General features: G+C 72.4%; 26 protein-coding genes. 8 read left to right on the forward strand and 18 right to left on the reverse strand.

What is annotated here, in order from left to right; translation table 11 throughout:
* Nucleotides 1-4: 4 nt before the first annotated feature.
* Nucleotides 5-736, forward strand: a complete 732-nt coding sequence (locus ACIOD1_RS03585) for an ester cyclase (protein WP_365622950.1) — start codon at nt 5-7, stop codon at nt 734-736.
* Nucleotides 737-853: 117 nt separating this feature from the next.
* On the opposite strand, the gene groL is transcribed toward ACIOD1_RS03585, so the two are convergent.
* Together groL and groES are read right to left on the reverse strand one after the other, a co-directional pair.
* On the reverse strand, nt 854-2,482 hold the full coding sequence (groL, locus tag ACIOD1_RS03590) for a chaperonin GroEL (RefSeq protein WP_365622952.1): 1,629 nt from the start codon (nt 2,480-2,482) through the stop codon (nt 854-856).
* 132 nt (nt 2,483-2,614) lie between these two features.
* Entirely contained in the window at nt 2,615-2,923 is a 309-nt protein-coding gene (gene groES, locus ACIOD1_RS03595; RefSeq protein WP_055418319.1) for a co-chaperone GroES, read from the reverse strand.
* Nucleotides 2,924-3,269: 346 nt separating this feature from the next.
* On the opposite strand from groES, the gene ACIOD1_RS03600 reads away from it, so the two are divergent.
* From ACIOD1_RS03600 to ACIOD1_RS03620, 5 genes are all read left to right on the forward strand, one after another.
* Entirely contained in the window at nt 3,270-3,767 is a 498-nt protein-coding gene (locus tag ACIOD1_RS03600; RefSeq protein ID WP_365622954.1) for a hypothetical protein, read from the forward strand.
* 93 nt (nt 3,768-3,860) lie between these two features.
* Entirely contained in the window at nt 3,861-4,556 is a 696-nt protein-coding gene (locus tag ACIOD1_RS03605) for a response regulator transcription factor (protein WP_401899915.1), read from the forward strand.
* On the forward strand, nt 4,549-5,919 hold the full coding sequence (locus ACIOD1_RS03610) for a sensor histidine kinase (RefSeq protein ID WP_401899916.1): 1,371 nt from the start codon (nt 4,549-4,551) through the stop codon (nt 5,917-5,919). The genes ACIOD1_RS03605 and ACIOD1_RS03610 overlap by 8 nt, the downstream gene beginning before the upstream one ends.
* Before the next feature lie 87 nt (nt 5,920-6,006).
* The gene (locus tag ACIOD1_RS03615) at nt 6,007-7,254 is read left to right on the forward strand and encodes an LCP family protein (protein WP_401899919.1); all 1,248 of its coding nucleotides are present in this window, start codon (nt 6,007-6,009) and stop codon (nt 7,252-7,254) included.
* Nucleotides 7,242-8,672 (forward strand): FtsW/RodA/SpoVE family cell cycle protein, encoded by a 1,431-nt coding sequence (locus tag ACIOD1_RS03620; protein WP_365622962.1) that lies wholly within the window; start codon nt 7,242-7,244, stop codon nt 8,670-8,672. Before ACIOD1_RS03615 ends, ACIOD1_RS03620 begins: the two co-directional genes overlap by 13 nt.
* Before the next feature lie 431 nt (nt 8,673-9,103).
* Here the strand turns inward: ACIOD1_RS03620 and ACIOD1_RS03625 are convergent, their stop codons facing one another.
* The 3 genes from ACIOD1_RS03625 to ACIOD1_RS03635 all read right to left on the reverse strand — a co-directional run bounded on the left by ACIOD1_RS03625 (nt 9,104) and on the right by ACIOD1_RS03635 (nt 12,386).
* Entirely contained in the window at nt 9,104-10,012 is a 909-nt protein-coding gene (locus tag ACIOD1_RS03625; protein WP_365622964.1) for an aminoglycoside phosphotransferase family protein, read from the reverse strand.
* Nucleotides 10,013-10,551: 539 nt separating this feature from the next.
* The gene (locus tag ACIOD1_RS03630; RefSeq protein WP_401899922.1) at nt 10,552-11,364 is read right to left on the reverse strand and encodes a polysaccharide deacetylase family protein; all 813 of its coding nucleotides are present in this window, start codon (nt 11,362-11,364) and stop codon (nt 10,552-10,554) included.
* Between the two features lie 77 nt (nt 11,365-11,441).
* On the reverse strand, nt 11,442-12,386 hold the full coding sequence (locus tag ACIOD1_RS03635) for a polysaccharide deacetylase family protein (protein ID WP_401899924.1): 945 nt from the start codon (nt 12,384-12,386) through the stop codon (nt 11,442-11,444).
* Between the two features lie 54 nt (nt 12,387-12,440).
* Between ACIOD1_RS03635 and ACIOD1_RS03640 the strand changes: the two genes are divergently transcribed.
* Nucleotides 12,441-13,655: a methyltransferase domain-containing protein gene (locus ACIOD1_RS03640; RefSeq protein ID WP_401900464.1), complete on the forward strand. Its 1,215-nt coding sequence runs from the start codon at nt 12,441-12,443 to the stop codon at nt 13,653-13,655.
* Here the strand turns inward: ACIOD1_RS03640 and ACIOD1_RS03645 are convergent.
* The 6 genes from ACIOD1_RS03645 to tsaB all read right to left on the reverse strand — a co-directional run bounded on the left by ACIOD1_RS03645 (nt 13,561) and on the right by tsaB (nt 17,525).
* On the reverse strand, nt 13,561-14,121 hold the full coding sequence (locus ACIOD1_RS03645; protein ID WP_401899927.1) for a DUF6193 family natural product biosynthesis protein: 561 nt from the start codon (nt 14,119-14,121) through the stop codon (nt 13,561-13,563). The genes ACIOD1_RS03640 and ACIOD1_RS03645 overlap by 95 nt on opposite strands.
* Nucleotides 14,122-14,128: 7 nt before the next feature.
* Nucleotides 14,129-14,836 carry a hypothetical protein gene (locus ACIOD1_RS03650; protein WP_401899929.1) on the reverse strand — a complete coding sequence of 236 codons (708 nt, stop codon included), beginning with the start codon at nt 14,834-14,836 and terminating at the stop codon, nt 14,129-14,131.
* A 74-nt stretch (nt 14,837-14,910) separates the two neighbouring features.
* Nucleotides 14,911-15,183: a hypothetical protein gene (locus tag ACIOD1_RS03655; protein ID WP_365621815.1), complete on the reverse strand. Its 273-nt coding sequence runs from the start codon at nt 15,181-15,183 to the stop codon at nt 14,911-14,913.
* Nucleotides 15,180-16,337 (reverse strand): tRNA (adenosine(37)-N6)-threonylcarbamoyltransferase complex transferase subunit TsaD, encoded by a 1,158-nt coding sequence (tsaD, locus tag ACIOD1_RS03660; RefSeq protein WP_401899932.1) that lies wholly within the window; start codon nt 16,335-16,337, stop codon nt 15,180-15,182. The genes ACIOD1_RS03655 and tsaD overlap by 4 nt, the downstream gene beginning before the upstream one ends.
* Nucleotides 16,330-16,812 (reverse strand): ribosomal protein S18-alanine N-acetyltransferase, encoded by a 483-nt coding sequence (rimI, locus tag ACIOD1_RS03665; RefSeq protein WP_365621858.1) that lies wholly within the window; start codon nt 16,810-16,812, stop codon nt 16,330-16,332. The genes tsaD and rimI overlap by 8 nt, the downstream gene beginning before the upstream one ends.
* A gap of 35 nt (nt 16,813-16,847) precedes the next feature.
* Nucleotides 16,848-17,525, reverse strand: a complete 678-nt coding sequence (gene tsaB / locus ACIOD1_RS03670; RefSeq protein WP_365621809.1) for a tRNA (adenosine(37)-N6)-threonylcarbamoyltransferase complex dimerization subunit type 1 TsaB — start codon at nt 17,523-17,525, stop codon at nt 16,848-16,850.
* Nucleotides 17,526-17,659: 134 nt separating this feature from the next.
* On the opposite strand from tsaB, the gene ACIOD1_RS03675 reads away from it, so the two are divergent.
* On the forward strand, nt 17,660-18,217 hold the full coding sequence (locus tag ACIOD1_RS03675; protein WP_365621806.1) for a hypothetical protein: 558 nt from the start codon (nt 17,660-17,662) through the stop codon (nt 18,215-18,217).
* Between the two features lie 157 nt (nt 18,218-18,374).
* Here ACIOD1_RS03675 and ACIOD1_RS03680 read toward each other — a convergent pair whose 3' ends face one another.
* From ACIOD1_RS03680 to glmS, 7 genes are all read right to left on the reverse strand, one after another.
* Nucleotides 18,375-18,584, reverse strand: coding sequence for a hypothetical protein (locus ACIOD1_RS03680; RefSeq protein WP_365621803.1), 210 nt, complete (start codon nt 18,582-18,584; stop codon nt 18,375-18,377).
* 205 nt (nt 18,585-18,789) lie between these two features.
* A complete protein-coding gene (tsaE, locus tag ACIOD1_RS03685) occupies nt 18,790-19,344 on the reverse strand; it encodes a tRNA (adenosine(37)-N6)-threonylcarbamoyltransferase complex ATPase subunit type 1 TsaE (RefSeq protein WP_365621800.1) in 555 nt (184 codons plus the stop codon).
* On the reverse strand, nt 19,301-20,476 hold the full coding sequence (locus ACIOD1_RS03690) for an alpha/beta hydrolase (protein ID WP_365621797.1): 1,176 nt from the start codon (nt 20,474-20,476) through the stop codon (nt 19,301-19,303). The genes tsaE and ACIOD1_RS03690 overlap by 44 nt, the downstream gene beginning before the upstream one ends.
* A gap of 20 nt (nt 20,477-20,496) precedes the next feature.
* Nucleotides 20,497-21,633: an alanine racemase gene (alr, locus tag ACIOD1_RS03695; protein WP_365621794.1), complete on the reverse strand. Its 1,137-nt coding sequence runs from the start codon at nt 21,631-21,633 to the stop codon at nt 20,497-20,499.
* Between the two features lie 69 nt (nt 21,634-21,702).
* Nucleotides 21,703-23,115: an NAD(P)H-hydrate dehydratase gene (locus tag ACIOD1_RS03700; RefSeq protein ID WP_365621791.1), complete on the reverse strand. Its 1,413-nt coding sequence runs from the start codon at nt 23,113-23,115 to the stop codon at nt 21,703-21,705.
* 120 nt (nt 23,116-23,235) lie between these two features.
* Nucleotides 23,236-23,607, reverse strand: coding sequence for a holo-ACP synthase (locus tag ACIOD1_RS03705; RefSeq protein ID WP_365621855.1), 372 nt, complete (start codon nt 23,605-23,607; stop codon nt 23,236-23,238).
* A gap of 14 nt (nt 23,608-23,621) precedes the next feature.
* Nucleotides 23,622-25,469, reverse strand: a complete 1,848-nt coding sequence (glmS, locus tag ACIOD1_RS03710) for a glutamine--fructose-6-phosphate transaminase (isomerizing) (protein WP_365621788.1) — start codon at nt 25,467-25,469, stop codon at nt 23,622-23,624.
* Nucleotides 25,470-25,537: the final 68 nt, after the last annotated feature.

Below are 25,537 nucleotides of genomic sequence, written 5' to 3' on the forward strand. Positions count from 1 at the left end.
CGCGATGACATTCGTACAGGTGATCGATTACGAGACCACCCGGTTCGACGAGATGAACACCCTCATCGACCGCTACGCGGAACAGACCAGTGGCAGGCGCACGGTCACCCACACCATGATCGGCCAGGACCGCGATGCGCGGACGCACTACGTGGACCTCGTCGAATTCCCCTCGTACGAGGAGGCCATGAGGAACTCTCACCTCCCGGAAACCGACCGGATGTTCCAGGAGATGGTGGCCCTCTGCGAGGGCATGCCGAAGTTCATGGACCTGGACGTGGTCCGGAACGAGTACCTCGACAAGCTCGTCGCGAACCGGGTCTTCCAGGAGATCGCCGTGCGGGGCGAGTTCGACGCCATCGACGAGTGCGTCGCGGCCGACTACATCACCCACGACATGATGGACACCGAGGGACGCGGCAACGGGCGCGACGGCATGCGGCGGACGATGGGCATGTGGCGCGACGCGTTCGACTTCTCGTTCGACGTCACGCGCCAGATCGCCGAGGGGGACTGCGTCACCACGCTGTGGGACTGGCGGGGCACCCACAAGGGGGCGTTCATGGGGATGGCTCCGACGGGCAAGACGGTCACCATGTCGGGCTGCACGACGTTCCGCATGGAGAACGGCCGGATCGCCGAGGACTGGTGGTACTACGACGCGCCGGGCCTGATGCGCCAGATGGGCATGACGGCGGACATGTCGGCGGGCACGGCGGGCACCATGCCCGGCTGAGTGGCGCCGGGCCCCGGACGCGGCGGCTCCGGGTACGCAAGAGGCCCTGGTCACCCCCGCTCGGCAGCGGTGACCAGGGCCCTCTCACGTCTCAGGCGTCAGCCCGGGCGGCCTGCCTCAGTGGCTGTGGCCGTGACCGTGGCCGTGACCGGCGTCGCCCTCGTCGTCGGCCGGCTTCTCGACGACCAGGGTCTCGGTCGTGAGCAGCAGGGAGGCGATGGAAGCGGCGTTCTCCAGCGCGGAACGGGTGACCTTGACCGGGTCGATGACGCCGGCCTTGACCAGGTCGCCGTACTCGCCGGTCGCGGCGTTGAAGCCCTGACCCTTTTCGAGCTCGGCCACCTTCGCGGTGATGACGTAGCCCTCAAGGCCCGCGTTCTCGGCGATCCAGCGCAGCGGCTCGACCGCGGCACGACGGACCACGGAGACGCCGGTGCCCTCGTCGCCGGTCAGGCCGAGGTTGCCCTCAAGGACCTTGACGGCGTGGACGAGCGCGGAGCCACCGCCGGAGACGATGCCCTCCTCGACCGCGGCGCGGGTGGCGGAGATGGCGTCCTCAAGGCGGTGCTTCTTCTCCTTGAGCTCCACCTCGGTGGCGGCGCCGACCTTGATGACGCAGACGCCACCGGCGAGCTTCGCCAGGCGCTCCTGCAGCTTCTCGCGGTCCCAGTCGGAGTCCGTGGACTCGATCTCGGCCTTGATCTGGTTGACGCGGCCCGCGACGTCGGCGGAGCTGCCGCCACCGTCGACGATGACCGTGTCGTCCTTGGTGATCGTGACGCGGCGGGCGGAGCCCAGTACGTCCAGACCGGCCTGGTCGAGCTTGAGGCCGACCTCTTCGGCGATGACGGTGGCACCGGTGAGGGTGGCCATGTCCTGGAGCATCGCCTTGCGACGGTCACCGAAGCCGGGTGCCTTGACGGCGACCGCGTTGAAGGTGCCGCGGATCTTGTTGACGACGAGGGTGGAGAGCGCCTCGCCCTCGATGTCCTCGGCGATGATCAGCAGCGGCTTGGAGGCGCCCGCCTGGATGACCTTTTCGAGCACCGGCAGGAGGTCCTGGATGGAGGAGATCTTGCCCTGGTTGATCAGGATGTACGGGTCGTCGAGGACGGCCTCCATACGCTCCTGGTCGGTCACCATGTACGGGGAGAGGTAGCCCTTGTCGAAGGCCATGCCCTCGGTGAACTCCAGCTCCAGGCCGAAGGTGTTGGACTCCTCGACGGTGATGACACCGTCCTTGCCGACCTTGTCCATCGCCTCGGCGATGAGCTCGCCGACCTGGGTGTCCTGCGCGGAGAGCGCGGCCACGGCGGCGATGTCGGACTTGTCCTCGATCGGACGGGCGGTCGCGAGGAGCTCCTCGGACACGGCCTTGACCGCGGCGTCGATCCCCTTCTTCAGGGAGGCCGGGGAGGCGCCGGCGGCGACGTTGCGCAGGCCCTCGCGGACCAGCGCCTGGGCCAGCACGGTGGCGGTGGTGGTGCCGTCGCCCGCGATGTCGTTGGTCTTGGTCGCCACCTCCTTCACGAGCTGCGCGCCCAGGTTCTCGTACGGGTCGTCCAGCTCGACCTCGCGGGCGATGGTGACACCGTCGTTGGTGATGGTGGGAGCGCCGAACTTCTTGTCGATGACGACGTTGCGGCCCTTGGGGCCGATCGTCACCTTGACCGTGTCGGCAAGCTTGTTGACGCCACGCTCAAGAGCGCGGCGGGCGTCCTCGTCGAACTTCAGAATCTTCGGCATGGGAGCGGTATGCCCTCTCGTTGCGATCCTCGGCCGCTCACCGCGACCGCCTTGAAACGAACTACGCCCCTCGCCGCCCGGCATCAGCAGGGTGACCAGGGGCGCAGTTCAAAGCAAAACTGGAGAAGCGAATTACTTCTCGACGATCGCGAGCACGTCGCGAGCCGAGAGGACGAGGTATTCCTCGCCGTTGTACTTCACTTCGGTGCCGCCGTACTTGGAGTACAGCACGACGTCGCCGACGGTGACGTCGAGCGGAAGACGGTTGCCGTCCTCGAACCGACCGGGACCGACCGCGAGGACGACGCCCTCCTGGGGCTTCTCCTTCGCGGTGTCCGGGATGACCAGGCCAGAGGCCGTGGTCTGCTCGGCGTCGAGCGGCTGGACCACAATGCGGTCCTCAAGCGGCTTGATGGCAACCTTGGAGCTGGTGGTCGTCACGATCCGACCTCCCCCTTCGGAGATCCGGGGCTAACTGTCTGGGGTGGCGACCAGGTCGATCCGTCGTCGCGGGTGCCGGACCTGCCTGTCGCTGCGTTGGCACTCACCAGTGGCGAGTGCCAGGTGCGACACTATTCCGGCGATTAGCACTCGGTCAAGCGGAGTGCCAACACGCGCCACGGATTCCTCCGATTCAGGCCGCCTGCAAACGCGCCCCACCCCTCCCATGGAGAGGCTGTTCCCAGCCATCCGACGGAGCCCGGCCGGCTGGCCGGAACAGTTCCTTCCGCAGGTCAGAGGAGAATTCCGGCGCCGACCGGGCGGCGCCGCGGTTATGGTTCGCGCCATGAGCACATCAACATCAGGGGTGGGCTGGGGCGCCGCGATCCGCGGCCTCGGCGTCAGACGCGGCTACGGCACGGTCGTCGCCCTCGTCGGCACCTTCGTCGCCCTCTACTACTTCGTTCCCCAGCTGGTCACCCTGGCGACCGGCGCCAAGGGCTCCTTCACCGCCGAGCGGTGCACGCCCTACGAGTCCCGGCGCGGCTCCGACGGCTTCAAGTGCAGCGGGTCCTTCGCCGCCGCCGACGGCTCCTTCGAGATCGCGCACCTCTCCGTGCCCACCATCCTCGACGAGGTCCCGACCGGGCCCGTGGAGGTGGCCACCGACGGGCCCGGCGCCACCGAGGCCTTCGTCACCGACACCACGTCGCTGCTGATCCCCGGGCTCACCGCCCTGGCCGTGATCGGCTTCGCCGCCTGGAACGTCACCAGCGTGGTCCGCACGGCCCGCGGGCCCGCCACCCCGGCCCCGGCCCCGGCCCCCGAGCCCTCGGCGGCCTGAGCCGCGGCGGCCCGTCGACGGCCTGAGGCGGGCGGCCCGTAGGCGGCCTGCACCCGGCGAAGGCCGCTCCGCCCGGTATGTGACGCTTGAGCCGTGCGCATCCTGGTGGTCGAAGACGAAGAGAGCCTGGCGGAGTCCCTCCGCCGGGGCCTGTCCGCCGACGGCCACCGGGTCGAGGTCGCCCACGACGGCCACCGCGGCCTCGAACTGGCCCTCACCGGCGGCCCGTACGACGTCGTCCTGCTGGACCTGATGCTGCCGGGCCTCGGTGGCGCCGAGATATGCGCCCGCCTGCGCGCCCACGGCGACCCCACCCCCGTCCTGGTGCTGACCGCCCGCGACGGGGAACGGGACGAGGCGGAGGGCCTCGACGCCGGCGCCGACGACTACCTCACCAAGCCCTTCTCCTTCGTGGTCCTCGGCGCCCGCCTGCGCGCCCTGGTCCGCCGCGCCGCCACCGCGTCCACCGAACCGGCCGAGCCCGCCGAACTGCGCGCCGGGGACCTCTTCCTCGACCCGCAGGACCGGCGCTGCCGCCGGGGTCCGCACGAGATCGAGCTGACCGCCCGCGAACTGGGCGTCCTCGCCTGCCTGATGGAACGCCCCGGCCGGGCCGTCGCCAAACAGGACATCCTGGACGAGGTCTGGGACGCCCCGCACGACATCGACCCCAACATCGTCGAGGTCTACGTCTCCTCCCTGCGCAAAAAGATCGACGCACCCTTCGGCCGCCGCTCCATCCTCACCGTCCACGGCACCGGCTACCGGATGGCCCCCGACGGTGGCTAGGACGTCCCGCTCCGTCGGCCTGCGCACCCGCGCCGCCGCCGCTGCCGCCCTCGCGATGGCCGCCGTCCTGGCCGCCGGCGGGCTGTGGCTGTACACCCTGCTGCGCGCCAACCTCCTCGACAACACCACCGGGCGCACCGAGTTGGCCGCCCGCAAGGTCGCCGCCCAGCTCGACGCCCGCACCCTTCCCTCCGGCGGCCGGCTGCCCGCGCCCGAGGGCGGGGTCGACCTGGTCCTCGTACGGGACGCGGCCGGGCGCACGGTCGCCGCCAGCGGCGGCCCGCAGGACGTCCCCGGGCCCGGCACGCTCGCGCCCGGCCCCGGCCAGGACTCCCGCTCGGTCGTCCTGCCGCCCGCCCGCCCCGACGGCGAGCGGCGCGTGGTCGTCGCCGTCGCCGCGCCCGGACCGCCCGGCGGCCACGATCCGCACACCGTCTACGCCATGACCGTGCTCGGCGACGTCGACGACGCCACCGCGGCCATCGCCGGCGGCCTGCTCGCCGGCGCGCCCCCGCTCATCGCCTTCGCGGCGGCCCTGGCCCGATGGGTCACCGGGCACGCGCTGCGCCCCGTCACCGCGATCCGCACCGAGCTGGCCGCCGTCACCGCCAGCCGGCTCGACCGGCGCGTCCCCGACCCGGGCGGCGCCGACGAGATCGCCCGGCTGGCCCGGACCGTCAACGACACCCTGGACCGACTGGAGCGCTCCGACGCCCGCCAGCGCCAGTTCACCGCCGACGCCTCGCACGAGCTGCGCAACCCCCTGGCCGCCGTCCGCTCCCGGCTGGAGGTCGCCCTGGCGATGGAGCGGCCCGACCGGGAGTCGGTGGCCGCCGCGCTGGCCGACACCGAGCGGCTCCAGCGGATCGCCGCCGACCTGCTGCTCCTGGCCCGGCTCGACGGCGGCCCCGAGCCGCGCCCCGCCGAACCCGTGGACCTCGCCCTGGTGGCCGCCGAGGACGCCGCCCGGCGGCCCGCCGCGCGGGCGGCGCTCCGACTGGACGCGTCCGCGCCCGTACCGGCGTACGGGGACCCCGCGCGCCTGGAGCGGGCCCTGGCCAACCTCGTGGACAACGCCCTGCGCCACGCCCGCTCCCGGGTCGGGGTCCGGGCGGTCGCCGAGGACGGCTGGGCGGTGCTGGAGGTGGCGGACGACGGCCCCGGAATCCCGCCGGCGGACCGGGACCGGATCTTCGAGCGCTTCGTACGCCTCGACGCGGACCGGGGCCGGGGCAGCGGCGGGACCGGGCTGGGCCTGGCCATCGCCCGGGAGATCGCCCGCGCGCACGGCGGCGACGTACGCGCCCGGGAGGCGCCCGGAGGGGGCGCGCTGCTGGAGCTGCGCATCCCGGCGGGGCGCTGAGGTCGGGGGCCGCGCCGGCGGGCCGCCGAGGGGGCGCCACGTCGCCCTCAGGATTCCTTCAGTGCCCCTGCGCCAGCATCGACGGACATGAGCGCGCAACGGAGGAAGAACAGCCGCCGCAGGCCCTCGCCCCGCCGGATCGGCCGCACCCTGCTGGTCGCGGGCTGCGCCCTGACGGTGATGGCGGGCGGCACCGCCTGGTACGTCTACCGGGACCTCGCGTCGAGCATCGGCAGCTCCAAGGCCTTGGACGGCGCCGAGAAGTCCGCGCACGGCGATACGAACATCCTCCTCATGGGCCTGGACAGCCGCCGGGACCAGAACGGCGAACCGCTCCCGGCGGCCGTCCTGGAGAAGCTGCACGCCGGCAGCTCCGACATCGGCGGCTACAACGCCAACACCCTCATCCTGTTGCACGTGCCGGGCGACGGCAGCGAGGCCAAGGCCTTCTCGATCCCGCGCGACGACTTCGTCCCGCTGTCCGGTCCGGACGGGTCGACGGGCGGCAAGGGGAAGATCAAGCAGGCGTACGGGCTGGCGAAGGCGGCCGAGGAGGAACGGCTGTCGGCCCGGGGCGTCCACGACCGCCGCCGGCTGGAGCGCGAGGGCCGCGAGGCGGGGCGCAAGGCGCAGATCGCGACCGTACGGGACTTCCTGGGCGTCCCCGTCGACCACTTCGCCGAGCTGAACCTGGCGGGCTTCCACCACCTCGCGGACGCGCTGGACGGCGTACCGGTGTGTCTGCGCAAGCCGGTGAAGGACTCCTACTCCGGCGCCGACTTCCCGGCGGGCCGGCAGACCCTGGACGGGCAGCAGTCACTGGCCTTCGTCCGGCAGCGGCACGGCCTCGTCGGGGGCGACCTGGACCGCACGAAGCGGCAGCAGGCCTTCCTCGCGGGCGCGACGCGGAAGCTGAACTCGGCCGGGACCTTCACGGACCCGGTGAAGCTGATCAAGCTCGTGGACACCGCGAAGCAGGACGTGGTGACGGACGCGGGCTGGGACCTGTTGCCGTTCGTGAAGCAGGCGAAGAACCTGTCCGGTGGAAAAGTGCAATTTATGACACTCCCCATCGAAGGGTTCGGAAGGAACCTCGGGGAGGACATCAACGTCGTAGATGACATGAAGATAAAGCGCCTCATTGCCGAGCAGACAGGCCCGCACCAGGCCGACCCTGCGAGCCCCAGTGCACCGGGCGCCGCTTCCTCCACTGCCTCTCCCCCGCCCTCCCAGGCGGCCCCGCCACCGCCACGGCGGCCGGACGCCGGCTCGGACGCCGGCTCGGGCTCGGACTCGGGCGTGATCGACGGCGGCGGCGTCCCGTGCGTGGATTGAGGCCGATCACGTCGGCGGGTGTCCGCCGGCGCACCGAAGGGCTGCTGCTGCTCCTCGTCCTCGCCGTCACCGTCTTCGGCCACGTGAGCGCGAGCCTGGCGATGAACGGCGAGCTGCCGCCGCAGCTGACGAGCTTCGTCATCAGCATGACCCTGCTGTCCCTGGTGGGGCACCTGGGCATCCGCCGCTTCACCCCGTACGCGGATCCACTGATCTTCCCGCTGGCCATGCTGCTCAGCGGACTCGGCCTGATGCTGCTGCACCGGCTGGACCAGGGATACATGGAGCGTTACAACTCTCCCCCGTACGCGCCCGGCCAGCTCGTGTGGACGGTGGTCGGGGTCGCCGCCTGCATCCTGGTGGTGGCGTTGCTGCGCGATCACCGGCTGCTCCAGCGGTTCATCTACATCTCGATGGCCGTCGCCCTGGTGCTGCTGATCGCGCCGGCGTTCTTCGGCGCGGACACGTACGGCGCCAAGCGCTGGATCATCCTCTTCGGCTTCTCGTTGCAGCCGGGCGAGTTCGTGAAGATCGTGATCGCGATCTTCTTCGCGGGTTACCTGGTCATCCACCGCGACTCGCTCGCCCTGACCGGGCGCAAGTTCCTGGGCATGCGACTGCCGCCGATGCGACAGCTCGGCCCCCTCATCACCGTGTGGATCGTCTCGCTGCTGGTGCTGGTCTTCGAACGCGACCTCGGCACCTCGCTGATCTTCTTCGGCGTCTTCGTGGTGATGCTCTATGTGGCCACCGAGCGCACCAGCTGGATCGTCTGCGGTCTGCTCATGGCGTGCCTGGGCGCCTTCGTGGTCGGCTCCACCCAGCCGCACGTCAAGGGCCGCGTGGCCGCTTGGCTCAACCCCCTCTCCATCTACTGGGACAAGCCCCCGGAGGGGATCGTCTCCGACCAATCGGCGCAGGCGCTGTTCAGCTTCGGCACGGGCGGCATCTCGGGCACCGGCCTCGGCATGGGCCATCCCGAACTGATCAACTTCGCGGGCCGCAGCGACTTCATCCTGACCACGGTCGGCGAGGAGCTCGGCCTGGCCGGGGTCATGGCCGTCCTGATCATCTACGCACTCCTCGTGCAGCGGGGCCTGCGCATGGCCCTGGCGGCGCGGGACCCCTTCGGCAAGCTCCTGGCGGTGGGGCTGGCCTCGGCGCTGGCGCTCCAGGTGTTCGTGGTGGCGGGCGGAGTCACGGGCCTGATCCCGCTGACCGGCAAGGCCCTGCCCTTCCTGGCGAAGGGCGGTTCCTCGCTCCTGGCCAACTGGATCATGATCGCCCTCCTCCTGCGCATCAGCGACAGCGCGGAACGCCAACGCGAGGCGGACGCCCGCGGCCCGGCGGAAACCACGATCACCCCGGTGGTGGGGGCGGGGGTGGGGGCGGGGGGAACCTCGGCGGTGCACCGTTGACCGGTCTCGCGGATGGTGTGGGGATTTCCCGCCAGTCCACTGTCCTTCCGTGCCGGTCCGGTCCCTCAAGGGCGCTCACTGCGTTCGCGTCGCTACGCGATTTCGCTGCGCTCAACCCTTGACCGACCGGCCCGTCCCGGAATGCCAAAGACTGTCGGGAAGCCCCCAAAAGAACGGGCTGGTCTGAAGTGACGAGGAGCGGGTCCCTCAGGGGCCGTGGGGCGGGCGCTTCGGCCGGCAGGCCGGGCATTCGGGTCCCTCGCAGAACCTTTCAGGACTCGACTCGGACTACTCCACACCTGCGGTTGATCAGGACACCTGAACAGGACCTGGGGCGCATCGGATCGCTACACACTGTCTCTCGGCTCAGCGACTGCGGCCCGTCTGGGGACGATGCTCGCCCCCTCGGCAGACGAGAGGGCCTGGGGAGGTCAGGCGGTGTGGGGGTGATGGTCGGAGAGGGCCTCGGCCACGGTGCGGTGGGCGACGGCGGCCAGTACGGGGTTGGTCACGCGGTATTCGTGCTCGGCGGTGAGGCCGAAGCACAGGGCCCAGCCGCGACCTCGGGCCCAGGTCGCGTCGTCGACGTCGACCGCCTCGCGGAAGAGGTCGCGGGTCTCGGACGAGAGCAGGGACCAGGCGGCCATCATGTCGCAGGCGGGATCGCCGACTCCCACGGCTCCGAAGTCGATGACGGCCGAGAGCCGGCCTCGGTGACCCAGTAGGTTCCCCGGCAGGAGATCGCTGTGCACCCAGACCGGATCGCCCTGCCACTGCGGAAGTCGCAGGACCTCTTCCCACAGGGCCGTCGCGGCGTCACCGTCCACCGTTCCGTCCGAGCCCAGGTCCCGGATCGCCTCGCGAACGCTTTCGTCACGAGTGCTCACCGGCCCTCCCCTGAAGGAGAACGGTCCGCCCGTGGCATCGATCCGTTGGAGGGCGGCGACGAAGGCGCCGAGTTGGAGCGCGGTCTCGCGCAGGTCGGCGACGGGCTCGTCGAAGAGGTTCTCGCCTTCGATCCAGCGGTACACGGACCACGGGAAGTCGAAGCCCTCACCGGGCACGCCCCGCCCCAGCGGGGTGGGGACGGCCAAGGGGAGGTGGGGGCTGAGGCGCGGCAGCCAACGGTTCTCCTTGGCCACCTGCCGGACGGAATCGGGAATGCGCGGCAGGCGCACGGCCATGTCGGCGCCCAGCCTGTACATGGCGTTGTCCGTACCGGCCGAACGCACCTTGGTGACGGCGAGGTCCGCCCACTGGGGGAACTGCGCGGCGACCAGTCTCCCGACGAGCGCTTCGTCGATGTCGACCTCGTCGGCATGCATCTTCCCGCTGAACATGGATCCCCTCCGCCTGTCCCGGCCACGGACGGTGGAGCCTACGACCCCCCGTCCCGCCCGCGCGAAGGCTTTTCGTCGTGGCCTATGTCCAGCCCCTGACGGGTCGCAGTCGCTGAGCCGAGAGACAGTGTGTAGCGATCCGATGCGCCCCAGGTCCCGTTCGGGTGTCCTGATCAACCGCAGGTGTGGAGTAGTCCGAGTCGAGTCCTGAAAGGTTCTGCGAGGGACCCGAATGCCCGGCCTGCCGGCCGAAGCGCCCGCCCCACGGCCCCTGAGGGACCCGCTCCTCGTCACTTCAGACCAGCCCGTTCTTTTGGGGGCTTCCCGACAGTCTTTGGCATTCCGGGACGGGCCGGTCGGTCAAGGGTTGAGCGCAGCGAAATCGCGTAGCGACGCGAACGCAGTGAGCGCCCTTGAGGGACCGGACCGGCACGGAAGGACAGTGGACTGGCGGGAAACCCCCACACCATCCGCGAGACCGCCCCACCGCATACCGCCGAGGTTCCCCCCGACCCCGCCCCACCCCCCCCACCCCGCCCCTACACGTAGTCCTCCAGCCGGCCGATCGTGTAGCCCTGCTCCTGGATGCGCTGGAGCATGCGCGTCGTCATCTGGATCTCCGTCGCGCCCTTGAGCTCCGACGGGCCGCGGAAGTGGGCCAGGATGATGTCGCCCGGCTTGAGGGCGGAGCCCTCCGCGTACTGGAAGTTGTTGATCTGCATCGACGCGCGCCACAGGACGACCGAGGAGATCCCGCACTCGGAGGCGGCCCGGAGGGTTTCGTCGTTGTAGTTGCCGAACGGCGGCCGGAAGAGCGTGGGGCGCTTGCCGAAGCGCTTCTCCAGGCGGTCCTGCTGGCCGCATATCTCCTTCTTCTGCGCCGCGAAGGGCAGGGTCCGGAGGTTCGGGTGGGTCAGGGTGTGATTGTTTATCGTGCTGGCCGAGCCGTTGTCGCGGAGCTTCTCGAAGTGGCCGTAGTCCGACGAAGCCACGTTGTCCGTCAGGAACATGCTGATCGGCAGCTTCAGGTCGGCCGCCATCTTCAGGAACTCGGGGTCCTTCTCGGCGCCGTCGTCGAAGGTCAGGAAGACGACCTTTTCCGTCGGCGCGACGGGTATTCGGTCCACGACGGCCGCCTTGCCCGGGGTGGCCTTCGGGAGTTGCGGCTTGTTGGCGGGCTTGGGGGCGTACTGGACGGGGGCGGTCAGCCCCCACTTGCGGTACGCCTCGTCCGCCGGGGTCCCGGCCCGTGCCGAGGCCCCGGCGGACGCCAACGCGGACGGGGACGGGGACGCCGACGGCGTCCCGACGTCCTGCGCCGTCTTGCGGCCCAGCCTCTCGATCGGATCCACGCTGTTCCCGCACCCCGTCAGGGACAACGTGAGCGCGCCGGCCGTCAGCGTCCCGGCTACGAACCGACGCGCGTACCTCACAAGTAATCCTCCAGGCGGGCCACGGAGTAACCCTTGTCCGTGACGGTCTTCATGACCTGACGGATCATGTCAGGCATCGTGCCCTTCCAGTCCTCGCGTCCGCGGAAGTGCGTGAGGATGATGTCACCGGGGTGCAGATCGCGGTCCCATTCCCGGTAGTCCATCCGGTTGGTGAAGGCCTCGGCGTTCCACAGCGGAACGGCCTTGATGCCGCAGGACTTGGCCGCCTTGAGGGTGTCCTGGTTGTAGTTGCCGTACGGCGGGCGGAAGAGCGCGGGCCGCTTGCCGAACTGCTTCTGGATGGTGTCCTGCTGGCCGCAGATCTCCTCGCGCTGCTTGTCGTAGGAGAGAGCCGGCATGTAGCGGTGGTTGAGCGTGTGGTTGTTGAGGGTGACGCCCGCCGCCTGCATCTCCTTGAAGTACGGGTAGTTGTCCTGGACGAGGTAGTCGCTGAGGAACGCCGTGTACGGGATCTTCAGCTCCTTCATCATCTTGATGAACTCGGGGTCCTTCTCCGCGCCGTCGTCGATGGTCAGGAAGACCACCTTGTCCTCGGTGGGGACGGTGGTGAAGACGGGCGGGAGTTCGTCCTGGTCCTCGACCTCGAAGCCGTCCCGGGTGGTGATCTCCGGCTTCGTCTTCGGCGCGGCCGGGGCCGCGAGCGGCACTTTGAGCAGGCCCCACTTCTTGGCGGCGACGATCCGGGCCTGCTGGGCGGCCTTGGCCTTCTCGGCGGAGCTGAGTCCACCCGCCGCTCCGGGGCCCGCCTCGCCGGCCTGGCCCGGCTTCTTGGCCGGCGTGCCCGACTCCGCGGCTCCGCACCCCGTACCCAGGGCCGCGACCAGCAGTGCCGCAAGGGCCACCCCGTACCGGCCGCGCGGGCGCGCCGCGAGCCGGTGACCGAACTGCGCAGAATTTCCGTTTTGTCGTACAAGCTGCATAGCAGCGGATACTTGCATCGCACCGCACCACGCCGCGGACGACACCACGGCCGGATCCCGCCCTTCCTCCTACTGGCCCACAATGGAGCGGTGACCCCCGAAGACTTCGCCACCCTCCTCACCCCCGAGGGCCGCGCCCTCCTCGGCTCGCTCCGCGACTACGACCCCGCCCAGGAGCTGGCCGTGGCCACCCGGCTGCGCCGCGAACACCCCGCGCCGCTGGTGTCGGCGGCGCTCGGGCAGGCCCGCCTCAGGCAGCGCGCGGTGGTCAAGTTCGGGGCCGAGGACGCGTTCCGGATGTACTTCACCCCCGGCGGCGGGGAGATGGCCACCCGCGCGTCGGTGGCCTCCTACCGGGCCGGGCGCCTCGCGGAGCTGGGCGTACGGAGCGTCGCGGACCTGTGCTGCGGGATCGGCGGGGACGCCCTGGCGCTGGCCCGGCTCGGGATCCGGGTGCTGGCGGTGGACTTCGACCCGCTGACCGTCGCCGTCGCGCGGGCCAACGCCGAGGCGCTGGGGCTGGCGGACCTGATCGAGGTCCGGGAGGCGGACGTGACGAACGTGGACGTGTCCGCGTACGAGGCCGTCTTCATCGACCCCGCGCGCCGGGGCGGACGCGGCCGGATCTTCGACCCGGAGGGCTACTCGCCGCCGCTGTCCTGGGCCGTGGAGACGGCCCGCGCGGCCGAGTACGCCGCGATCAAGATCGCCCCCGGGATCCCGCACGAGGCCGTGCCCGTCGAGGCCGAGGCGGAGTGGATCTCCGACCAGGGGGACGTGAAGGAGGCCGTGCTGTGGTTCGGCACCGCCCCCGGCTCTGTGCGCGCCACCCTGTTGCCCGGGCCGCGCGAGCTGATGACGGCGGATCCGCTACCCGACCCGGAGGCGGGAGCGGTCGGCCGCTACCTCTACGAGCCGGACGGGGCCGTGATCCGGGCGCACCTGGTCGCCGAGGTGGCCGAGAGCCTGGACGGTCGGCTGATCGACCCGACCATCGCCTACATCACCGCCGACGAACTGCGCGCGACCCCGTACGCGACCGCGTACGAGATCACCGACGTGCTCCCCTTCGGGCTGAAGAAGCTCAAGGCGCTGCTGCGCGAGCGCGGGGTGGGGATCCTGACGGTGAAGAAGCGGGGTTCGGCGATCGAGCCGGAGGAGCTGCGCAGGAAGGTCAAGCCGCAGGGCCCGAACTCGGCGACGGTGTTCCTGACCCGGGTGGCGGGGGCGCCGTCGATGCTGATCGGCTCCCCGGCGCGGACTCCTTAGGGCCGGTCGGTCCCGCTCCCGCCGCCGGGCCGAGGCCCGCCGGGAGGTCGGCGGTGATCAGGGCGAGGGCCGCCTCGGGGGTGTCGGCGTACCCCTCGGCGGTGGCGCCGCCGCGCGGGCGGACCCGGAACCGGCCGTCGGACAGGGGCTCGACGGAGGACACCCGCACGTCGTACGGGAAGTCGACGCACGCGCTGAACAGCAGCGTGCAGTGGCTGGTGTACGGGCGGAGCCGCCCCAGGACGGGGTCGGCGCGCGCCGCCTCCAGCAGGGCGAGGAGCGGCGGGTACGGTCGGCCCGGCCGGCGCAGGTCGTGGCGGTCCCGTTGCCAGTGCGCCGCCAGTACCAGGCCCTCCCAGACGGCCTCGACCACCGCGGCGGGCCCGCGCAGGCGGGCGGCCGGCAGGTCGGGGAGGGCGGGGAGGGCCCGCAGCGGCCCCTGGCCCCAGTCGGGCAGCCACCCCACGCCCACCTCAGACCGGCCGCTCGACGGGACCCCCGCCGGGGTCGGCCGGGGCAGCCGGAGCAACCGGGGCCACCAGGGCAGCCGCCCCCGCCGCCCCCGACGGGGTCGTGGGGAAGGCCCGTACCGCCCAGCGGTAGTGGGCGCCCGCCTTGGCGAGTCCGAGCAGTCCGGCGATCCACAGGATCATGCCGAGCCCGATGAAGGAGGCGACCTCCCCGTAGGTCTCCGAGCCCGGCTCGGCCCGCGCCGCCGAGGCGAAGGCGGTCCAGAGCCCGAACGCGGCCGGCAGCAGGGAGCCCACGAGCCACATCAGGCTCCGGCCGGGTACGCGCAGCCGGGCGTCGGCCACGGGGTCGCGGCCCGCCTCGAACCAGGCGTGGAAGAGCCGGCGCACCTCGCGGTCGCGGCGGGCGCCCCAGGCGAACCAAAACCCGGCGGGCACCAGCACGCCGAGCCCGATCACTCCGAACAGGGTCCCGAAGAGGGACTCCAGGGGGTCTTCGGACTCGAAGGCCATCACGGCCATGCCGACGAAGCTCCAGCCGAGCGCGAAGACCGCGGTGACCGCCCAGAGCAGCAGCAGCCGGCCCGGGCCGAGGCCGCGCCGGCTCAGGTCGCTCAGGAAGCGCGCGCGGTCGGCCCGTACGACGGTCTCGTCCAGCCACTCGCGCAGGTGCGCGGGCGGCGGCGGGGGCGGGAGGTCACGGCTAGGCATGGGCATGACCATAGCCGCAGGCCGGGGTCGCGCCGGGCCCGCCTCGGCGCGGCCCGCCCCCGCACGGCGTCGACTCAGCCGCCGGTGACCTCCACCGACTCGAACCGCCAACGGTGGACCGGACGGGTGATCAGGTCCGCTGCGGGCTCGGGGAGTTCGGGGAGTTCAGCCGCCATTCCCTCCGGGGCCTCCCACCAGGTCAGCACGAGCACCCGGTCCTGGGCGGCGCGCATCACCTCGCGCCGGACCGGCTCCCGGGCCAGGACCTGGGCGCGGGCCCATTCCAGCAGTTCGTTGCCCCGGCCGTTGACGGCGCGGGCCTCCCACATCAGCGCGACGGTGTTCACGAGTAGAGGTTGTCCTTGCTCAGCTCGTGCACGTGGTCGTGATCGTGGCCGTGCCCGTGCGTGGTCCCGTGCGCGTGCCCGTGCTCCGCGTCGTCCCCGTGCGTGTGGGAGGTGCCCGGAACGTGCGGCTCCGTCACCGGCAGGGAGGAGTCGGCGGACAGGTCCCAGTCCGAGGGCGGTCGGTTCCGCTTGACCATCTCCGCGCCCAGCGCGGCAACCATCGCGCCGTTGTCCGTGCACAGCTTCGGCCGGGGCACGCGCAGGATGATCCCCGCGTCGTCGCAGCGCTCCTGCGCCAGCGAGCGCAGCCGCGAGTTGGCCGCCACACCGCCGCCGATCATCAGGTGGTCGACGCCCTCGTCCTTGCAGGCGCGGATGGCCTTGCGCGTCAGCACGTCCACCACCGCCTCCTGGAAGGAGGCGGCCACATCGCGCACCGGGACCTCCTCGCCCGCCTTCCGCTTCGCCTCGATCCAGCGGGCGACGGCCGTCTTGAGGCCGGAGAAGGAGAAGTCGTACGGGGCGTCGCGCGGCCCCGTCAGACCGCGCGGGAAGTTGATCGCCTTGGGGTCGCCCTCGCGCGCGAGCCGGTCGATGACCGGGCCGCCGGGGAAGCCCAGCTGGAGCACGCGGGCGATCTTGTCGAAGGCCTCGCCCGCCGCGTCGTCGATGGTCGCGCCGAGCGGCCGTACGTCGCTGGTGATGTCGGGGGCGAGCAGCAGCGAGGAGTGTCCGCCGGAGACGAGGAGCGCCATGGTGGGCTCGGGCAGCGGCCCGTGCTCCAACTGGTCGACGCAGATGTGCGAGGCGAGGTGGTTGACCCCGTAGAGCGGCTTGCCGAGCGCGTACGCGAAGGCCTTGGCCGCCGAGGTGCCGACCAGGAGGGCGCCCGCCAGACCCGGGCCGGCCGTGACGGCGATGCCGTCGAGGTCGCGTGCGCTGACCCCGGCCTCCTTCAGGGCGCGTTCGATGGTGGGGACCATGGCCTCCAGGTGGGCCCGGGAGGCGACCTCGGGCACGACCCCGCCGAAGCGGGCGTGCTCGTCGACGCTCGACGCGATGGCGTCCGCGAGCAGGGTGGTGCCGCGGACGACGCCGACGCCGGTCTCGTCGCAGGAGGTCTCGATGCCGAGGACGAGGGGTTCGTCAGCCATTGCTGTCACTGCTTTCACTTCTCGCTTGTGCGGGGTCGGTCAGTCGCATCACGAGCGCGTCGATGTTGCCGGGTTGGTAGTAGCCGCGCCGGAAGCCGATGGGCTCGAAGCCGAAGCGCTCGTAGAGCCGCTGGGCACGGGTGTTGTCCACCCGTACCTCCAGCAGGACCTCGGCGCATTCGAAGGCGGTGGCGGCGCGCAGCAGTTCGGCCAGCAGCCGGCCGCCGAGGCCGGTGCCCCACTGGTCGCGGGCGGCCGCGATGGTCTGTACGTCGCCCAGGTCTCCGGCGGCGGCCAGGCCGGCGTAGCCGACGAGGCGGCCCGTGTCGGGGTCGTGGGCGACGAGGTAGCGGCGGGTGGCGGCGGGGCCGCGGGAGTGGGCCAGCTCGGACCAGAACATCCCGGCGGACCAGGCGTCCTCGGGGAAGAGCTCGCGCTCCAGCTCCAGCACCGGCGCGATGTCCCACCAGCGCATCTCGCGGAGCACCGCGGTCACTGTGGTCGGGGCCGTCACTTCGGTGTGACCACCTTGTAGTTCTTCGGCACCTCGGCGTCGGGCCGGCGCAGGTAGAGGGGGGCGGGCTGCTGTCCATCGGTGTTCTCGAAGGGCAGGCCGGCCACGAGGCGCTCGGCGGCCAGGGCGGCCATGGCGGCGGCCGACTGGTGCTCGGGCTCCCGGGCGTCGGTGAAGACCTCCGGGTACAGCCGGGCGCCCTGGCCGACGGACGGCAGGCCCGCGACCTGTTCGGCGATCTCGGCGGGGCGGTCCACGGACGGGCCGGCGGTCCGGGTGCGGGGGTCCTCGTAGCGCGCCCAGTAGACCTCCTTGCGCCGCGCGTCGGTGGCGACGACGAAGGGGCCCTCGACCCCGGCGGCGCCGGCGGCGTAGGCGAGTCCGTCGAGGGTGCACAGGCCGTGCACAGGGACGCCGAGGACGGAGGCGAAGGTGGCGGCGGTGACGAGGCCGACGCGCAGCCCGGTGTACGGGCCGGGGCCGACGCCGACGACGATGCCGGTGAGGGCTTCGAGCTTCACCCCGGCTTCGGCGAGGACCCGGTCGACGGAGGGCAGCAGGAGCTCCCCGTGGCGACGGGCGTCGACCTGGTGGGACTCGGCGAGGAGGGACTCCCCGTCGTGCAGGGCGACGGTGATGGCGGGCGTGGCGGTATCTACGGCGAGCAAGAGCACGCGAACAGCCTACGACTCCCGGGGCCCCGGGCCTTGCGGCCGGTGACGGCGGGGGCACGGCTGCTACCTTTCGACCGGGGCACGCCCCCAACGGTACGAAGATCGTCCTCGCAGGCGCGGAGAGGTGGAGCAAGGTGGCACGCAGCAGCTCGGGAATCGTGGCCGGGCTCACCGCCGCGGCAATCGGCGCCATCGCCTTCCTGGGGTACCAGGCCTCCGCGACCGCCCCCGCGCACCCGGTGAAGCCCGCCGCGCAGGCACCGGCCACCGCCCCGACGCAGGCCCCCACCAAGCAGGACCCGGCGAAGCCGGCGGCGTTGCCGTCCGGTTCGGGGAACGGGGTGCGGGTCGTGTACTCGGTCTCGCAGAAGCGGGTGTGGCTGGTCGGGGAGGACGGCCGGGACCCGAAGTCGTTCGCGGTGACGCCGAGCACGGTGAACCCGGCGCCCGGCAGCTACCTGGTCGGGTCGCGTTCGGGCACGGTGACCGGCACGGACGGGGTGCCGATCGAACACGTCGTCCGCTTCGCCAGCACGGACGGGATCGCGATCGGCTTCAGCGCCCGCGTGGACGGTGCGACTCCGGCGCCGGACCCCGTGAAGAAGGCAGGCGGCATCCGCATGGCCCGCGCCGACGGGGACGCGATGTGGGCGTTCGCCACGATCAACTCGAAGGTCGTCGTCGTTCCCTAAGGGCTCTCCTGCAATCCGTGGTGAATCCGCGCCCACCAGGGATGACGGGACAGCCCTTAGCCCCTGCCGCTCCTTCGGATCCTGGCCGGCCGACCCTCTCGGCGCCGTGACAGGGCCCGGGGCCGCCCCGTTTCCGCGCAATCACCCCTTCGGGGGATCAGGCCGCTTCCGACTCCGTCGGGGCGGCCTGTTCCGCGTCGTCCGGGGGGTCCTGCCGGTCCGCGCGGGCGGGCGGGGTGGAGACGGCCGTGGCCGCCGCTCCCGCGGCCAGCAGCGCGCCCATGGAGTAGGCGGAGACCGACGCTCCCGCCGACACGGCGGACAGGGGCCGCACCGCGGGGACCCGTTCTGCTCCTGCTGTCGACACGGCTGCCTCCTGGACGCCCGGACACTTTACTTAGGTAGCCCTAACCAGCGCTGGGTACCATGTGACCACGGGTCCGGGCATCGGCGCAATATCTTCCCGACAGGTTGTCGGCACCTTGTCGGTACCTCCGAACGCGAAGGGGCGGCCGGTTCCGCGGGCTCCTTCGCCCGCCTCCCCGACCGCCCGTCCTCCTGTCGCGCGCCGCCTACCGGGCGCCCAGCCCGGTCAGTTCGGCTCCGGCCCAGCGCGTGCCGACGCCGCGCACCACCACCTCGCGCACGTCGTCCAAGACCTCCTCGTGGCCGGCGGCCCGCCCGATCACCACGTGCAGCCGGTCGTCGGACAGCTCCTCGACCTTGCCGTCGCCCCACTCGACGACCACCACCGACTCGGGCAGCGAGACGTCCAGGTCCAGGTCCTCCATCTCGTCGAGACCGCCACCGAGCCGGTACGCGTCCACGTGCACCAGCGCCGGCCCGCCCCCCAGGTTCGGGTGCACCCGGGCGATCACGAAGGTCGGCGAGGTCACGGCCCCGCGTACGCCGAGCCCCTCCCCCAGGCCCCGGGTCAGAGTGGTCTTGCCCGCGCCGAGTTCCCCGGTCAGCAGGACGAGGTCGCCGGGGCGCAGCAGGCCGGCGATGCGTCGGCCCAGTTCCTGCATGGAGGCGGGCGATTCGACGGTGATCAGGGTTTCGGCGGCGGCCTCGGCCAGGACCTCAGCGGCCGGGCTGCGCGGCGCTTCCCGCGGTACTTCTTCCATGCGCCCCAACGTTAGCCGCTGCCGGAACCGCTCCGGTGCGCGCCAGCAGGTCCAGGAGCAGGCCCGTCACGATGTCGGGGCGCTCCAGCATCATCAGGTGTCCGGTGTCCTCCAGCACCACCAGTTCGGCGGCGGGCAGGGCCTCCTTGACGGCGATGCTGTGCGCGGCCGGGGTGATCATGTCGCGGTCCCCGGCGATGACCGTGACGGGGATGTCCGCGAACCGCTGGAGGGCGGCGCTCTTGTCGTGGGTCTGGAAGGCCGGGTAGAACTCCGCGACCACGTCGATCGGGGTCGCCTCGATCAGCCGCTCGGCGAAGCGGGCGACGGCCGGATCGACGTCGCGGGAGCCGAACGAGTACATCTTGATCATCCCGGCGAAGAGGTCGGCGGTGGCCCTGCGCCCCTTCTCGACGAGTTCGACCTGGGAGCCGAGCGCCTTGAGCACGCCCGGGATCAGCCGCCGCACGGCGCCGACGCCGACGGCGGGCAGCCCGTAGGTGACCTCGTCGAGGCGGCCGCTGGAGGTGCCGACGAGGGCCACGCCGAGCACGCGGTCGCGCACCAGCTCCGGGAACTGCTCGGCGAGGGCCATGACGGTCATCCCGCCCATCGAGTGGCCGACGAGCACCAGCGGGCCTTCGGGGGTGGTGGCCTCGATGACGGCCAGCAGGTCGCGGCCGAGCTGGTCGATGGTGACGGGCCCGCCGTCGGCCCGGGAGGGACCCCGCGCGCTGCGGCCGTGGCTGCGCTGGTCCCAGTAGACCGAACGGGTGACGCCGCGCAGGGCGGCGCGCTGGAAGTGCCAGGAGTCCTGGCTCAGGCAGTAGCCGTGGCAGAAGACGACGGTGACGGGTTCCCGGCCCTTGCGGCGCGAGCGGCGTTTGCCGCTGTCGGGCGTGGGAAGCTCGTCGATCTCGTAGTACAGCTCGGTGCCGTCCTCGGCCCGGCAGGTGCCCTCGGTGCCCCGCAGGGAGCCGTAGTCGCCCGCCGCGTCCAGGGCGAGGCGCGCCTTCATGCGGATGCCCCGGCCCACGGTGATCCGTTCGACCGCGACTCCGGCGGCGGCGCCCGCCGCTATGACTCCGATGGCAGCGCCGGCCCAGCCGGCCCTTCGCCAGTTCTCGCTCACGACCGCCTCCCCGTCCTCGTTCAGTCGCCCAGGTAGACCCGGGGGACCCGACCTCCGATACGAGTGACGATCTCATACGCGATGGTGTGCGCGGCCTGGGCCCAGTCCTCGGCGGTGGGCTCCCCTCGCTCGGCGTCACCGAAGAGCACCGCTTCGTCACCGACGCGGGCGTCGTCGCCTTCGAGGTCGACGACGAACTGGTCCATGGCGATGCGGCCGGCCGCGTGGCGGATCCTGCCGCCGACGAGGACGGGCCCCTGGCCGGAGGCGCAGCGCGGGATGCCGTCGGCGTAGCCCACCGGGACGAGGGCGAGGTTGGTCTCGGAGCGGGTCGTGTAGTGGTGGCCGTAGCTGACGCCGTGCCCGGCCGGGACGGACTTGACCAGGGCGAGCGAGGCCTTGAGCCGCATCGCGGGGCGCAGGCCGAGCTGGGCGGGGGTGCCGAGTTCGGGCGCGGGCGAGACCCCGTAGACGGCGATGCCGGTACGGACGAGGTCGTAGTGGCTCTCGGGGAGGGTGAGGGTGGCGGGCGAGTTGGCGATGTGTCGGACCTCGGGGTCCACGCCCTCCTTCTCGGCGTAGGCCAGCATGTCGCGGAAGGCGTCGAGCTGGAGCCGGATGGAGGGGTGGCCGGGTTCGTCGGCGCAGGCGAAGTGCGACCAGAGGCCGGTGACCTGGACGGTGCCCTCGGCCTGGGCGGCGACGGCCGCGCCGACGAGTTCGGCCCAGTCGGCGGGCTGACAGCCGGCCCGGCCGAGGCCGGTGTCGGCCTTGAGCTGGATCCGGGCGGTGCGGCCGGCCTCGCGGGCGGCCTCGCGGACCTCGTCCAGGGCCCACAGGGCGCTGACCGAGACGTCGATGTCGGCCTCGACGGCCTCCCGCCACGGACCGCCGGGGGTCCACAGCCAGCACATGATCCGCCCCTCGATCCCGGCGGCGCGCAGGGCGAGCGCTTCCTCGGGGGTGGCGGTGCCGAGCCAGGTCGCGCCGGCCTCCTGGGCGGCGCGGGCGCACGGGACGGCGCCGTGCCCGTAGGCGTTCGACTTGACGACGGCCATGAGCTGGGAGCGGGGTGCCCGTGCGCGCAGGGCGCGTACGTTCTCCCGTACCGCGTCCAGGTCGATCTCGGCATACGCGCGCATCGGTGTCTCGTTCATCGCGGACAGTCTCTCAGAACCCCGTCCCAGCTCCCGATCTACCCACGCCCCGACCGCTCCGGGGCGCGGTCAGCTCGTGAGCGAGCGCCAGGCCCGCGGGACGGCGGCGGCCACCTCGTGGGCCACCAGCGGGGCCCCGTCGGCGGCCATCCGGCCCGCCAGGCCGTGGAGGTAGGCGCCCACGGAGCCCGCGTCCGAGCCGTCCAGGCCGGAGGCCAGCAGGGAGCCGGCCAGCCCGGACAGGACGTCGCCGCTCCCGGCGGTGGCCAGCCACGGGGTCCCGGTCGGGTTGACCCGGACCGGCGCCCCGGGCAGCGGTCCGGCCACCAGGGTCGTGGACCCCTTGAGCAGCACCGTGGCCCCGTACCGCGCCGCCAGCTGCCGTACGGCGGCCAGCCGGCCCGCCTCCACCACCTCCCGTGCCTCGCCCAGCAGGGCCGCCGCCTCGCCCGCGTGCGGGGTCAGCAGGGTCGCCGCCCGGCGCCCGCGCACCACCTCCGGGTCCAGCCCGCGCAGCCCGTCGGCGTCCACCAGCACCGGTACGTCCGGGTCCGCCAGCGCCCGCGCTACCTCGGCGCCCCGGCCGTCGCCGATGCCCGGCCCGAGGACCCAGGCCTGCACCCGGCCCGGCCCGATCAGCACCTCCGGGTAGTGCGCCAGCACCGCCTTCTCCGCCGGGCCCACGTACCGCACCGCGCCCGCGCCCCCGCGCAGCGCCCCGGCGACGGCCAGCACGGCCGCGCCCGGGTACCGCTCCGAGCCGGCGACGACCCCGACGACGCCCCGCCGGTACTTGTCGCTGGACGCCGTCGGCGCCGGGAGCAGCCCCGCGACGTCGGCGTGTTGGAGGGCCTCCAGCTCCGGCGGCGGCAGCTCCAGCCCGATGTCGACCAGGTGCAGCGCGCCCGCCCGTGAGGCCCCGGGGTCGATCAACAGCCCCGGCTTGTACGCCCCGAAGGTCACCGTCACCTCGGCCGTCACCGCCGGGCCCGCGACCTCCCCGCTGTCGGCGTCCACCCCGCTGGGCAGGTCCACCGCGACGACGGGCGCGCCCGCCGGGATCCGCTCCACCAGCGCGGCCCCGGCCGGACGCAGCCCGCCCTTGCCGCCGATCCCGAGGAGCCCGTCCAGCACCAGGTCGGCCCGGTGCGGGACGGTGTCCGCCACGCGCCCCCCGGCGGCCAGCAGCGCGGCCAGGCCGCCCGGGTGCATCCGCTCCGGGTCCATCGGCACGGCCGTCACCCCGGCCCCGCGCCGCGCCAGCCGGGCGCCCGCGTACAGGGCGTCGCCGCCGTTGTCCCCGGGGCCGACCAGCAGCACGACCCGGGAGCCGTACACCCGGCCCCGGCGGTGGGCCAGCAACCGCGCGCAGACGGCGGCCAGCCCGGCCGCCGCCCGCGCCATCAGGGCGCCTTCCGGCAGCCGGGCCATCAGCTCGCGCTCGGCGCCCCGTACGGTCTCCACGCTGTAAGCAGTACGCATGGCCCCAGCCTGCCCGAACACCGTGCCGTGAACGCCGCACACCGTGCCGTGAACGCAGCACACCGTGCCGTGAACGCCGAAGACGGCCACGGCGGCGCCGAGGCCGTCACCCTCTACGACCTAGCCCTCGGCGATGACCACCGCGGAGGCGACCCCGGCGTCGTGGCTCAGCGAGAGGTGCCAGGAGGTGACCCCCAGCGCCTTCGCGCGGGCCTCGACCGTCCCCGACACCCGCAGCCGGGGCTGACCCGAGGCCTCCACGTACACCTCGGCGTCGGTCCAGAGCATGCCTCCGGGCGCGCCGAGGGCCTTGGCCAGGGCCTCCTTGGCCGCGAACCGGGCGGCGAGCGAGGCGGTTCCGCGCCGCTCGCCGCTCGGCAGCGTCAGCTCGGCCTCGACGAACAGCCGGTGCGCCAGGTTCGGCGTGCGTTCCAGTGCCGCGCCGAACCGCTCGATCTCCGCGACGTCGATCCCCACGCCGATAATCACAATGCCCGTCCCGCCCGCTACTCCACCGTCACCGACTTTGCGAGGTTACGCGGCTGGTCCACCTCGTTGCCCCGCGCCGTCGCCAGCTCGCACGCGAACACCTGCAACGGCACCGTCGCCACCAGCGGCTGGAGGAGCGTGGGGGTGGCCGGGATCCGGATCAGGTGGTCGGCGTACGGGACCACCGCCTCGTCGCCCTCCTCGGCGATGACGATGGTCCGCGCCCCGCGGGCCCGGATCTCCTGGATGTTCGAGACGATCTTGTCGTGGAGGACCGATCGACCGCGCGGCGACGGCACGACGACCACCACCGGCAGGTCCTTCTCGATGAGCGCGATCGGCCCGTGCTTCAGCTCGCCCGCCGCGAAGCCCTCGGCGTGCATGTACGCCAGCTCCTTGAGCTTGAGCGCGCCCTCCAGCGCCACCGGGTAGCCGACGTGGCGCCCCAGGAACAGCACGGTGTTCTTGTGGGCCAGGGACCGCGCCAACTCCCGTACGGGCTCCATCGTCTCCAGGACCGTGTCGACGGCCGCGGCGATGTCCGACAGCTCCCGGATGACCACCTCGATCTCGTCGCCCCACTTCGTGCCCCGCACCTGCCCGAGGTACAGCGCGACGAGGTAACAGGCCACCAGCTGCGTCAGGAACGCCTTGGTGGAGGCGACGGCCACCTCCGGACCGGCGTGCGTGTACAGCACGGCGTCCGACTCGCGCGGGATCGTCGAGCCGTTGGTGTTGCACACGGCCAGGACCCGGGCGCCCTGCTCGCGGGCGTGGCGCAGCGCCATCAGGGTGTCCATGGTCTCGCCGGACTGCGAGATCGCGATCACCAGCGTGCGCTGGTCGAGGATGGGGTCGCGGTAGCGGAACTCGCTGGCCAGTTCCGTCTCGCAGGGGATGCGGGTCCAGTGCTCGATGGCCAACTTCGCGATCATGCCCGCGTGGTAGGCCGTACCGCAGGCCACGATCACGACCTTGTCGACCTCGCGGAGCACCGAGGTGGGGATGCGCACCTCGTCCAGCGTCAGCAGGCCGCTCGCGTCGATCCTGCCCAGGAGGGTGTCGGCGACGGCCTTGGGCTGCTCGGCGATCTCCTTGAGCATGAAGTAGTCGTAGCCCCCCTTCTCGGCCGCCGAGGCGTCCCAGTCCACGTGGTAGGCCCGCACCTGCGCGGGGGCGCCGTGGAAGTCGGTCACCGTGACCCCGTCGCGCCGGAGTTCGACGACCTGGTCCTGTCCCAGCTCGATCGCGGAGCGGGTGTGGGCGATGAAGGCGGCCACGTCCGAGGCGAGGAAGTTCTCCCCCTCCCCGACGCCCACCACCAGCGGGGAGTTGCGGCGCGCGCCGACCACCACGTCGGGCTCGTCGGCGTGCACGGCGACCAGGGTGAAGGCGCCGTCGAGCAGCCGGCACACCTGGCGCATCGCCTCCGCGAGGTCCCCGGTGTCCGCGAACCGCTCCGCCAGCAGGTGCGCCACCACCTCGGTGTCCGTCTCGGACTCCAGCCGGTGTCCGCGCTCGGCCAGTTCGGTGCGCAGCGCGGCGAAGTTCTCGATGATGCCGTTGTGTACGACCGCGACCCGGCCCGAGTTGTCGAGGTGGGGGTGGGCGTTGAGGTCGGTGGGCCCCCCGTGGGTCGCCCACCGGGTGTGCCCCAGTCCGGTGGAGCCGGCCGGCAGCGGTCGCCCGACCAGCTCCTTCTCCAGGTTGACCAGCTTGCCGGCCTTCTTGACGGTGGCGAGCTCCCCGTCGGCGACCACGGCGATGCCCGCCGAGTCGTAGCCGCGGTACTCCAGCCGCTTCAGTCCGGCGATGACCACATCGAGCGCCGACTGCGCTCCTACGTAACCCACAATTCCGCACATAGGCCGCAGCGTACGCCGTAGTTGGCCGTCTGCCCGGTACCCGAACCGGACGAAAAACCCCGCCCCGG

Source organism: Streptomyces sp. NPDC088097, assembly GCF_044741845.1.
Taxonomy (GTDB): domain Bacteria; phylum Actinomycetota; class Actinomycetes; order Streptomycetales; family Streptomycetaceae; genus Streptomyces.

Bases quoted from the DNA above. Each gene is read 5' to 3' on its own strand.
- ACIOD1_RS03650 (WP_401899929.1), bottom strand. From the start codon at position 14,836: ATGCCTAGCCGTGACCTCCCGCCCCCGCCGCCGCCCGCGCACCTGCGC.
- glmS (WP_365621788.1), bottom strand. From the start codon at position 25,469: ATGTGCGGAATTGTGGGTTACGTAGGAGCGCAGTCGGCGCTCGATGTG.
- rimI (WP_365621858.1), bottom strand. From the start codon at position 16,812: ATGCGCTGGTGGGACATCGCGCCGGTGCTGGAGCTGGAGCGCGAGCTC.
- ACIOD1_RS03615 (WP_401899919.1), top strand. From the start codon at position 6,007: ATGAGCGCGCAACGGAGGAAGAACAGCCGCCGCAGGCCCTCGCCCCGC.
- ACIOD1_RS03635 (WP_401899924.1), bottom strand. From the start codon at position 12,386: ATGCAGCTTGTACGACAAAACGGAAATTCTGCGCAGTTCGGTCACCGG.
- ACIOD1_RS03700 (WP_365621791.1), bottom strand. From the start codon at position 23,115: ATGCGTACTGCTTACAGCGTGGAGACCGTACGGGGCGCCGAGCGCGAG.
- ACIOD1_RS03585 (WP_365622950.1), top strand. From the start codon at position 5: ATGACATTCGTACAGGTGATCGATTACGAGACCACCCGGTTCGACGAG.
- ACIOD1_RS03600 (WP_365622954.1), top strand. From the start codon at position 3,270: ATGAGCACATCAACATCAGGGGTGGGCTGGGGCGCCGCGATCCGCGGC.
- groL (WP_365622952.1), bottom strand. From the start codon at position 2,482: ATGCCGAAGATTCTGAAGTTCGACGAGGACGCCCGCCGCGCTCTTGAG.
- ACIOD1_RS03625 (WP_365622964.1), bottom strand. From the start codon at position 10,012: ATGTTCAGCGGGAAGATGCATGCCGACGAGGTCGACATCGACGAAGCG.
- alr (WP_365621794.1), bottom strand. From the start codon at position 21,633: ATGAACGAGACACCGATGCGCGCGTATGCCGAGATCGACCTGGACGCG.
- tsaE (WP_365621800.1), bottom strand. From the start codon at position 19,344: ATGGAAGAAGTACCGCGGGAAGCGCCGCGCAGCCCGGCCGCTGAGGTC.
- tsaD (WP_401899932.1), bottom strand. From the start codon at position 16,337: ATGGCTGACGAACCCCTCGTCCTCGGCATCGAGACCTCCTGCGACGAG.